Below are 10,837 nucleotides of genomic sequence, written 5' to 3'. Positions count from 1 at the left end.
TCATTGATACCCATCATAAACCAAATAACAAAGATCTAGCTACTCATGAATTAACCCATTTTAAAAACTCGTCTTCCTCTATAATCGCTACTCCCAGTTCTGTCGCTTTAATCAGCTTTGAACCGGCTTCACTTCCTGCTACTACATAATCCGTTTTGGAAGACACACTTCCACTTACTTTTGCTCCCAAGGCTAATAATTTTGCCTTTGCCTCTTCCCTCCCCATGGTACTCAGAGTTCCAGTTAAAACTACTGTTTTACCAAAAAATGGATTTTGCTGATTAACCTGTATTTTTTCGGGCTTTGGCCAATGAATACCCAACTCGAGAAGACGGTCAATCACTTCAAGATTATGCGCTTGGGCAAAGAAATGGACTATATGAGAAGCCGCTACTGGACCTATGTCATTCAGAGTCATTAATTCCTCAATCGTTGCCGCTTTCAAGCTCTCTACATCGCAGTAGTGCTCCGCTAAAACCCTTGCGCCGGCTTCACCGATTTCTCTGATCCCCAAAGCATAAAGAAAGCGATTGAAAGTCGTTTTTTTACTTTTTTCCAAAGCGGATAATAGGTTTTTTGCAGATTTCTCCCCCATCCTTGGCAGGTTAGCTAAAGTCTGCAAATCGAGTTCATAAAGATCCGCCAAATGATGGACAATACCCTCATCAACTAACTGGTCAATTAAAACACTGCCAAGTCCTTCAATATACATTGCTTTTCGAGAAGCAAAATGCCACATCATCCTTTTTAATTGTGCTTTACAATATAAACCGCCGACACAACGAGCAATTGCTTCATCGGCTTCCCTTACGACTTCAGAACCACAAACAGGGCAATTTTTAGGAAGCTCAATCATTCTGGCATTAGCGGGACGCTTTTCCAAAATCACAGAAACCACTTCAGGGATCACGTCACCGGCACGGCGAATAATAACTGTATCACCAATACGAATGTCTTTTCGGGTAATTTCATCAAAATTATGCAAAGTCGCATTACTCACAGTAACACCACCAACACTAACTGGCTCCAAACGTGCAACCGGTGTCACAGCGCCCGTTCTACCTACCTGGAAATCCACGGCTATCAGACGAGTCATTTCTTCTGTAGCGGGAAATTTATGGGCACAAGCAAATCTTGGGGCACGAGAAACATAACCTAATTGCTGTTGCAAGGAGATACTGTCAATCTTATAAACAACCCCATCGATTTCAAATGGCAATTGATTCCGTTTCGCTAACATATACTGGTAATAATCTAAACAGCCTTCTACTCCAACCGCCCTCCTCGTTTCTGGAGACACTCTAAATCCAAACTCTTTTAATAAATTCAATTGCTCCAAATGACTGTTAGGTAACTTATAATCCTCACAAGCCCCTATACCATAACAATAAATAGCAAGTGGACGACTGGCAGAAATTTCAGGATTTAATTGCCTTAAACTGCCTGCAGCAGCATTTCGCGGATTAGCAAAAGTTTTTTCACCGAGCTCTCTAGCCCTTGCGTTGTAAGCTTCAAAATCGGCTTTGGGGATATAGACTTCACCCCGCACTTCGATCAATTTTGGAGGGTTACTAACCCTTAGCCTTAATGGAACTGAAGCAATAGTCTTAATATTTGCTGTGATGTTTTCTCCTACAGCACCATCGCCACGAGTTGCGGCATGAGTCAAGATCCCGCCCTCATAAGTCATGTTAACAGCCAACCCATCAAGCTTTGGTTCGCAAGCAAATACCAGTTGTTGATTTGGTTCATCCAGTTTCTCAATTGCTCGCTTAATGAATGCTTTTAATTCATCGGTAGTAAACACATTGGACAAAGACAACATGGGTTGCTTATGGGCTACCGGCATAAAAGCATCTGAAGGAGTACCGCTCACTCTCTGTGTAGGAGAATCTGGCGATAAAAATTGCGGATATTGCTCTTCATACTGTTGCAATGCCTTGAAACATCGATCATATTCCGCGTCGGGAACCAAAGGTTCATCTAAAACATAATAGTGATAATCGTATTTTCTTATTTGCTCTTTAAGCGTTTCTATCGATTCCTTAATTCCTTGATCATTCATTAATGAAGATTCCCAAAATAAAAACAACAGTTTATCATTTTTTTACTTCTTTCAAATATGAGTGGTTTAATCATTCAAGGCAAAATCTTTTTTTTGGAAGCCTCTTTATTCGGAACCAAGTAATCGGCGCAAATCCACTAAAACGCATCAATCCCATCTCTTGAATCTTTTGCCAGAACCATGATATAGATACGTCTCTGTATTGAAGGAGATATTTTGAAAATGGAACTTCTGCGCATTTTATCCACTCTTATTGTTTTATTGTTTTCAAGCCTTATCCATTCTCATTCCGACACTAATTCCAATCAAGGTATTGCTTTTGTCCATGGTACTCGAGATCACAGAGAAGATGCCTATGGAGGGTATTGGAAAATTGATTTCATACAAAGTATCTCCCAAACCCTGGCAAAACCTGAAAATCACTACGTGGTTCATTGTGACTTTAGCCAATATATGTGGCATGAAGACGCAGCCAATTGTGTTGCTAATCAACTTCTGGAATTTATTAACGATAAAAATGTGAGCTCTCTCACAGTCTACACCCACTCTGATGGTGCCAACATCATGCGTTGGATTCTCTCAAATCCAACTTATGATGGCCGATATATGACTCTCAAACGCAAAATCAGTCAAGTGATTGCCATTGCACCTTCCAGCGGAGGGACTCCTCTTGCTGATGAAGTATTAAATGGCGGCATATTTGAAACGAGTTTGGCCTGGTTACTCGGTTATCTTTCAGATGCAGTCAAACAGCAACGCGTAGGCGACATGCTGATCTATAACGAAGAGTTGCTATTGGGAAGCAAAGGCCGACCCTCTCTGTCCATTCCATTTAAAGTCATAGTGGGTACTGATGTCTATGCTTCACCATTTTCAACATCCAGCTATTGCAATGGATACATGCTAAATAGCGGGCTAAAAATCGCCAAACTCTATCTTAATCAGTGTGCTGATGGCTTTCTGGATTGTGAGTCGCAAGCTCAAGCAGGAGAAGTATGGTTCTATGATATAGACAAAACTGATTACAATTTGCCTTTAAGCCATAATCAAAGTCGACATTCTTGTTTTGGTTTGGATCAAATACTTATCAGTGCCCTAGTTAATGAAGGAGTTGTAAAATGAAAACTGCCCATCTTATATGGATATCCGCATTTTGTATTGCCCAAGCTCATGCGTTTACATTACCAAGACAGCCAACCAAAGCTTATGAATGTGAGAATTGCAGCCAATTATCACGAGAAAACCTGCACGATAAATGGGAAATTACCAATGAACCATTAAACAACAACATCAGTAATGTTCGTAGAAGTTATGGTTACAAAGAACGTATTTCTCTGGAACAATTACAACGCGGAGTTATTATATCAACATTGGCTCCTGGCGCTGTCGTTCGCATTACCCCTTTGCAAAATAAATCCATCCCGGAATTACTTATCAAAACGCCAAAAAACCAACTCCTGCCCCTGAAAGAAGCCTCTTCTCTCTATAATCAGGATGACGAGGTTGGCAATAATCCTTTAGCCATTACAAAACACCAGGCTATGTTACAAATAAAACCTGAACTGGGGTACGGAAAATTTATACTAAAAAGCAAGGACATTACTAACAAATATGCCGATGCTTATATGATTAGTGTCCTTGATAAATTTTCCATCACTTACCTGGAGGTTGAAACCGATTCTCTCCATTACCAGTATGGGGATAAGCTAAAAGCGACCATATCGCTTCACAATGATATCACTGAGTATGACGTCAATGACGTTGATGCTCGACTTGTAGGCCCTAAAGGTCAAGTCATTTCGCTTAATCTGACCAAGTTAAAATCCAATGTATTTGAAGGAACTGCCACTTTGGATTCTGAGTTAAATGATCGCGGCGAAAACTGGTACTTAGAAACTGATGTTCAAACAGAATACGGGCAAGAAATCATTAGACGATCTGGCCATACAGCCTTTTCATACTCCATTCCCTCAGCCAGTCTTATGAATGTAAAAAAATTGTCCTCTAAACCTTTGACTTTTGTTGTCACTGTAGATGTTGCAACTGCAAGCCGATACGCTTTACAAAGTGTGTTGTTCCAAAAAAATGGAAAGGGTGAAGCCAGGCCTATTCAGACCTCGCAAAGAGCGCAGTGGCTTGAACCCGGTAAGCATGTTTTGCAATTTACCTTTGACAATCACAATCAATTATCGGACGATAACCTCTATCTGGGTTATTTACGCTTGATAGACTATGGGCAGTTAAAAACTGTGTATCAATACAACCAACCTGTCAAGCTTAGTCAGTTAGTGGATTAATGAATGGCATTATTTTCTTCTGTCACTTTGTTTGAGGGCATAGCGTTGGCTATTGCCCTTCAATTCTTATTGCTTTTCTGGGTTTTGATAAAACAAGCACAGCAAAAAAAACTGACCGAACAACTTGGTGAAAGAATACAACAGGCACTTATCTCTCAACTTCACCAGTTACATATTGATTTAAGCCAATCATATCAAACGAGCCAACAATTTATTAATGAAAAGATAGCTCAAGGACAACTGGCTACACAACAGCTCATTAGTGATGCCATACAAAGACAAATGGCCGATGTCAGAGAGCAAATGACTCATAGCTTCAAACATCATGCGAGCTCACTCACTTCTCACTTACAATTACTAACTGAGGAAATTCGTAATCATTTAAACACACTAACTCAGCAGGTTAATCACAAATTGACCGAAGGTTTTGAGAAAACTTCGTCTACTTTTATTGACGTGGTAAAGCGATTGACCATCATTGATGAGGCACAAAAGAAAATCACCGAACTCTCCAGTCATGTTGTCAGCCTTCAGGACGTATTAGTGGACAAAAAAGCTCGCGGTGCTTTTGGTGAAGTTCAATTATCAACACTCATCAGCAATATGCTTCCCAGCGCAAGTTATCAAATGCAATATACCCTCAGTAATCAAAAACGGGCTGACTGTGTTTTGTTCTTACCCGAGCCCACTGGAAATATTGTCATAGACGCCAAATTTCCCCTGGAAACTTATCAACGATTAATCAACAGTGATGCCTTATCCACTGATCGTAAGTCATTACAACAACAATTTCGCCAAGACATTCAAAAGCATATTAAGGACATCGCTGAAAAATATATCGTGCCCAATGAAACAACAGATGGCGCCATGATGTTTATTCCTGCAGAATCTATATTTGCTGAGATTCATGCAAACTATCCTGATTTAATTGCCATGTCTCAAAAGCTAAAAGTCTGGCTGGTATCGCCTAGCACATTAATGGCTGTACTGACTACAGCAAGGGCAGTACTTAAAGATGATGCAACTCGCAAACAAGTACACATCATTCAAAAACATCTTCAAGCCCTGGCCAATGATTTTCAACGCTTTGAAAAGAGAATGGATAAATTATCCAAACACATTGACTTGGCACATCAGGACGTTAATGAAGTCAATACATCAGCCAAAAAGATCACTTCCAGATTCCAAAAAATTGAATCGGTCGATATCGAATTGGATGAACACGAAGTAACTCAATTAGAATTGGTCGAGTCTGAATCCATCTAAAATAAAATCTTTATGGTGCAGAATACCTAATTTAGCATTATACTAAGCGGTTTTCAGTTTTAATCATTAAATTCCAATGAATACAAAAACGCTACTTTACCAACCCACAAAAAATAAACAAATATGGGGGCAACTCTATGGTAGCAGTCTGGCACTTGCTTTAGCTGAATATTGCCAACAAACACCCGGGATCAAATTACTTATTACGCAAGACAACCTATGCGCCAGTCAGTTGCAGGATGAACTACAATTTTTTCTAAACCCGAACCAAAATACCCAGGAGTTATTATTTTTTCCCGACTGGGAAACCTTGCCTTATGATCAATTCTCTCCTCATCAAGATATTATTTCAGAAAGACTCTACACCTTAAGCAGAGTTCAACAAATTACCAATGGAATCATCATTTCTTCAGCCAGCACTTTAATGCACAGGCTTTCTCCGCCAGAGTTTTTAAATCAATACGCTTTAATGCTTAAAGAGGGGCAAAAGCTTGATCTGAACTCGTTCAGGAATCAGTTGCAACAAGCTGGATACCATTGTGTTAATAAAGTGCTTGAACATGGTGAATACGCACTACGTGGATCTATTATTGACGTATATCCGATGGGTAGTGGTTTACCTTTCCGTATCGAGCTATTTGATGATGAAATTGAAAGTCTCAGAGAATTTGATCCGGAAACACAACGCACAATAGAAAAAATCAATCAAATCCATTTGTTACCTGCTCGTGAATTTCCATTAAATGAACAAAGCCAATTACACTTCCGACGAGCTTTCAGAGAGTCTTTTCCTGGAAATCCCAGCCATTGCCCAATATACGAAGCAATTAGTAACAATCAATTTCCATCTGGCATAGAATATTATCTGCCCTTGTTTTTTGATAAAACCGTTACCTTTTTTGATTATCTGCCAGCCAATGCCAAAATTTGTTTAATTGAAGAAATCCAGGAGAATGCTGAGAGATTCTGGCGAGAATTAAATGAACGCTATGAACAAAGGCGTCATGATGTCAGCCGCCCTATTTTACCCCCAGATAATTGCTTTATTAATCCCACCGAGTTATTAACTAAAGCAAACCATTATGAACAAGTACGCCTGTATCACAAACCTTCCGAAAAAAAAGGAGCCTTAAATTTCAACATTGCCAAAGCTCCACAACTACCCATTGACAGGAAAAATATTGAGCCACTCCGCCAATTAAGTGAGTATTGTTCTGATCCAACTCGACGCTATCTTATTGTTGTTGAAAGCGCAGGGCGTCGCGAAGTGTTACTGGATCTGCTTAAATCAAGCCATATCATTCCAAAAACACAGAACTCATGGTTAGACTTCATTTACGATGAATCCCCCATCAATATAACTACTGGCCCATTGATTTATGGCTGTGAATTAACCGACAAACAAATTGTGATCATCGTTGAGTCGCAATTATTTGGTGAGCAAAGCACACCTCAACGCCGAAGCACTCAAAAATCAGTTGACCCTGACTTAATCATACGAGATATGGCCGAACTTCGATTGGGCGCTCCTGTTGTACATCTTCAATTTGGAGTAGGTCGCTATCAAGGTTTGCAATACATTGACTCCAATGGTACCCCCAGTGAGTTCCTTGTCCTTGCTTACGCAGGGGATGACAAAATCTATGTGCCAGTCACTTCTCTGCATATGATAAGCCGGTATACTGGTGTGGACAGTGAACACGCCCCTTTGCATAAACTGGGTTCTGAACAATGGCAAAAGGAAAAAAAGAAAGCGGCCGAGAAGATTCATGATGTTGCAATTGAATTATTGGATCTCTATGCTAAAAGAGAAGCCCAGCCAGGGCACCAATACGATTTCAATCAATCCGAATATATAAAATTCGCCAGTGGCTTCCCCTTTACAGAAACACCAGATCAACTTCAAGCTATTGAACAAATTATTAAGGACATGCAATCACCAAGACCGATGGATCGCCTAATCTGTGGTGATGTAGGATTTGGCAAAACAGAAGTCGCCATGCGTGCTGCATTCGTAGCTGTACAAAATGGAAAACAAGTCTGTATCCTTGCTCCAACTACCTTGCTTGCAGGACAACATTTTGAGTCATTTCGCGATAGATTTGCAGATTTTCCTGTTAATATTGAATTATTATCCCGCTTTCGCAGTAATAAAGAGTCCGAAGCAGTCCTTGCCGCATTGCAATCAGGTAAAGTAGATATTGTAATTGGAACCCATAAATTATTCCAAAATAATATTTCTTTCAAAAACCTGGGATTACTGATTATTGATGAAGAACATCGATTTGGAGTGAAACAAAAGGAACATATTAAATCGCTTCGAACTCATGTTGATATTTTATCCATGACTGCTACTCCAATTCCCAGAACATTGAACATGGCAATGGCAGGAATCAGAGATATTTCACTTATTGCAACACCGCCTGCCAAGCGTTTGGCAATTAAAACATTTTGGCAAGAAAAAAATGATCTCACCATACGAGAAGCGATATTGCGTGAAATATTAAGGGGAGGGCAGGTATTTTACCTGCATAACAATGTACAAACTATAGAAAGAGTTTGCCAGGATCTGGAAGCTTTAGTGCCCGAGGCAAAAATTCAAAGCGCACATGGGCAAATGCGAGAAAGGCAATTAGAGCGCATCATGTCTGATTTTTATCATCACCGATTTAATGTCCTGGTTTGCACAACCATCATTGAAACAGGGATCGATATTCCAACCGCCAATACGATTATTATCGATCGTGCCGATAAATTTGGATTAGCCCAGCTGCATCAATTACGTGGTCGTGTTGGACGCTCTCATCATCAAGCCTACGCTTACTTATTAACTCCCAATGAAAAACTGTTAACGCCAGATGCAGTGAAACGTCTCGAAGCCATTGTGTCTTTAGAAGATTTGGGAGCAGGATTCACCTTGGCAACACACGATCTGGAAATTCGTGGAGCAGGTGAACTCCTTGGTGAAGAACAAAGTGGTAATATGCATGCCATAGGATTTAATTTATTTATGGAAATGCTTGACCGTGCCGTTAACGATTTAAAGGCAGGCAAAACTCCTGAATTGTCAGCACCCATGCATCAAGGACCTGAAATTGACTTGAGAATTAGCGCGATTATCCCCGAAGATTACATAGGTGATATACACAATAGACTCATCATGTATAAAAGAATTGCTAATGCAAAAACTACCCAACAACTTAGAGAACTACAAATAGAACTGATAGACCGGTTTGGTTTACTCCCGCAACCAGTCAAACATCTGTTTTTGATTACTGAATTAAAGTTAAAAGCGGAACAGCTCGGCATTCAAAAAATCAGTGCCAGTGCTCAACAAGGTAAATTGGATTTTAGTGAAAAACCATCGATTGACCCTGGAACCCTGATTAGCTTAATACAAGTACATGCCAAACGCTATCAAATGGAAGGACCGCAACGTCTGCGCTTTACTTTAGACAGCACGTCAGCAGAGGAACGAATATTTGAAATCAGTTCTTTATTAAATAAACTGTCTCCTCATTCCCAAACGATTGACTGAGATTGCTGCAGTGCCTTTTGGATTAACTCGGCATAATCTTTTTCAACTACCCTTCTCTTTACTTTCAGTGTAGGTGTTAATTTATCATTTTCAGTTGTCCAGGCATCTTTCAGCACAAGGATGTGACTGACTTTTTCGTATTTAACCAATTTGGAATTGACTTGTTTTAAGGTTTCTTGCAATGAGTGAGTGATCTCCTCTTTTGGCATACCCAAACGCACCCCTTCATTCAAGGTAACTAACAAAACGTTATTGGGTAACTCTCTACCTACCAGGCACAGTTGTTCTAACATAGGGTTCACTGAAAACAGTTTTTCTATTGGCGAAGGAGCAATGAACTCTCCTGTCTGGTTTTTAAAATTCTCAGAAAGTCTCCCTAATATTTTAACTCTGTCTTCATTATCAACATCAACAACATCTCCTGTTCGCAACCAACCCTCTTCTGTAAAGGCATTTTTAGTTGCTTGTTCATTTTTGTAATAACCTGACATTAGACAAGGGCACTTCATTAGCAATTCATTCTCTTCGCCTACTTTTATCTCAACCTCCAACCTCGGGGTACCAACGTAACCACGTTTTCTCTCATTTAACATCGATAAGGTAGCATAAGCCAAATTCTCGGATTGACCATATCCTTCCTGAATATATATTCCCAGTTTTTCAAAAAAATCAATAATGGATATTGGCAGATGAGATGCTCCACTAAAACAATTAGTACACTCGCTTAATCCTAAACTGTGAATGATCTTTCTTTTTATCAAACTGGATATAAGAGGAATTTTTAATAAAAAATTCAATTTGGCTGGTGGCAGTTTTTGTTCAATTTTTTGCTTAAATACTCCCCAAATGCGTGGAACTGCAGTGAAAAAGGTGGGACTAACTTCCCTTAAATTCTCTGCAAACTTCTCCAGACTTTCAACAAAAGATACCGATGCATTAATAGCAACACTGCCTAATTGGATGGCAGATCGCTCATAGACATGGGCCAGGGGAAGATAAGATATTAATTTATAATGTTCCAACTCTCTGATTCTGAGCAAGTCTTTGGGGAAAACTGTCAAGTAATTGGCTATGGACCGATTGGTATACATAGCTCCTTTGGGTGCCCCCGAAGTCCCGGATGAATAAATAATGGTATACAACGCATCTGGCTCTGGCTCCACCAGGTTAATCATAGGGTCACTTTTCAGAACATCAGACCATTCGTAATCAACTTGCAAATCTTTATGGTAATCAAAACCAATTGTGCGATAATTCTTAGGGATAAATTGCCTGACTCGTTGATGATCATCTAATTTTCCAACGAAAACTAGTTTCACATCCCCATGATCTAAAACATAATGCGCGCTTTCCTCATTTTGATTGGCAAATAATGGAACATTGACCATGCCAGCAATATGAATTCCAAAATCTGTGATAAACCATTCCGCGCAATTCTTTGAGATAATGGAAATATGATCGCCTTTTTTTAACCCCAGATGGTGTAAAAAACCAGCTACTTTTCTGGCCTGCAGCATCACTGACGACCAGGTGTATTCATGCCAAACTCCATTTTTTGGCTGTCTTAAATACACACGGTCTGCCGAATTTTTTTCATTTTTCAACAGTAAGTCAAATAATGAATTGGAATTGGATTCTTTTGGCATAGCTCTTCCTTAAGCTTGTTTAATT

General features: G+C 39.7%; 6 protein-coding genes. 4 read left to right on the top strand and 2 right to left on the bottom strand.

Features of this window, described 5'->3' with window-relative positions:
• Positions 1 to 43: 43 nt before the first annotated feature.
• Positions 44 to 2,065: an NAD-dependent DNA ligase LigA gene (gene ligA, locus LPG_RS04755; RefSeq protein WP_016356806.1), complete on the bottom strand. Its 2,022-nt coding sequence runs from the start codon at positions 2,063 to 2,065 to the stop codon at positions 44 to 46.
• 222 nt (positions 2,066 to 2,287) lie between these two features.
• On the opposite strand from ligA, the gene LPG_RS04750 reads away from it, so the two are divergent.
• From LPG_RS04750 to mfd, 4 genes are all read left to right on the top strand, one after another.
• Complete coding sequence (locus tag LPG_RS04750; protein WP_015444692.1) at positions 2,288 to 3,187, top strand: hypothetical protein; 900 nt, start codon at positions 2,288 to 2,290, stop codon at positions 3,185 to 3,187.
• Positions 3,184 to 4,362, top strand: coding sequence for a DUF4785 domain-containing protein (locus tag LPG_RS04745; protein WP_010946691.1), 1,179 nt, complete (start codon positions 3,184 to 3,186; stop codon positions 4,360 to 4,362). The genes LPG_RS04750 and LPG_RS04745 overlap by 4 nt, the downstream gene beginning before the upstream one ends.
• A gap of 3 nt (positions 4,363 to 4,365) precedes the next feature.
• A complete protein-coding gene (locus LPG_RS04740; RefSeq protein ID WP_010946690.1) occupies positions 4,366 to 5,628 on the top strand; it encodes a DNA recombination protein RmuC in 1,263 nt (420 codons plus the stop codon).
• A gap of 76 nt (positions 5,629 to 5,704) precedes the next feature.
• Positions 5,705 to 9,166, top strand: coding sequence for a transcription-repair coupling factor (gene mfd, locus LPG_RS04735; RefSeq protein WP_010946689.1), 3,462 nt, complete (start codon positions 5,705 to 5,707; stop codon positions 9,164 to 9,166).
• On the opposite strand, the gene LPG_RS04730 is transcribed toward mfd, so the two are convergent.
• Positions 9,145 to 10,812: an AMP-binding protein gene (locus LPG_RS04730; protein WP_010946688.1), complete on the bottom strand. Its 1,668-nt coding sequence runs from the start codon at positions 10,810 to 10,812 to the stop codon at positions 9,145 to 9,147. The genes mfd and LPG_RS04730 overlap by 22 nt on opposite strands.
• Positions 10,813 to 10,837: the final 25 nt, after the last annotated feature.

The sequence above is a fragment of the Legionella pneumophila subsp. pneumophila str. Philadelphia 1 genome (assembly GCF_000008485.1).
Lineage (GTDB): Bacteria > Pseudomonadota > Gammaproteobacteria > Legionellales > Legionellaceae > Legionella > Legionella pneumophila.
The sequence above is the reverse complement of the archived record's forward strand: the minus strand, read 5'-3'. Positions and strand labels throughout refer to the sequence as shown.

Coding starts and splice junctions, on each gene's coding strand:
- LPG_RS04750 (WP_015444692.1), top strand. CDS start 2,288: ATGGAACTTCTGCGCATTTTATCCACTCTTATTGTTTTATTGTTTTCA.
- LPG_RS04745 (WP_010946691.1), top strand. CDS start 3,184: ATGAAAACTGCCCATCTTATATGGATATCCGCATTTTGTATTGCCCAA.
- mfd (WP_010946689.1), top strand. CDS start 5,705: ATGAATACAAAAACGCTACTTTACCAACCCACAAAAAATAAACAAATA.
- LPG_RS04730 (WP_010946688.1), bottom strand. CDS start 10,812: ATGCCAAAAGAATCCAATTCCAATTCATTATTTGACTTACTGTTGAAA.
- LPG_RS04740 (WP_010946690.1), top strand. CDS start 4,366: ATGGCATTATTTTCTTCTGTCACTTTGTTTGAGGGCATAGCGTTGGCT.
- ligA (WP_016356806.1), bottom strand. CDS start 2,065: ATGAATGATCAAGGAATTAAGGAATCGATAGAAACGCTTAAAGAGCAA.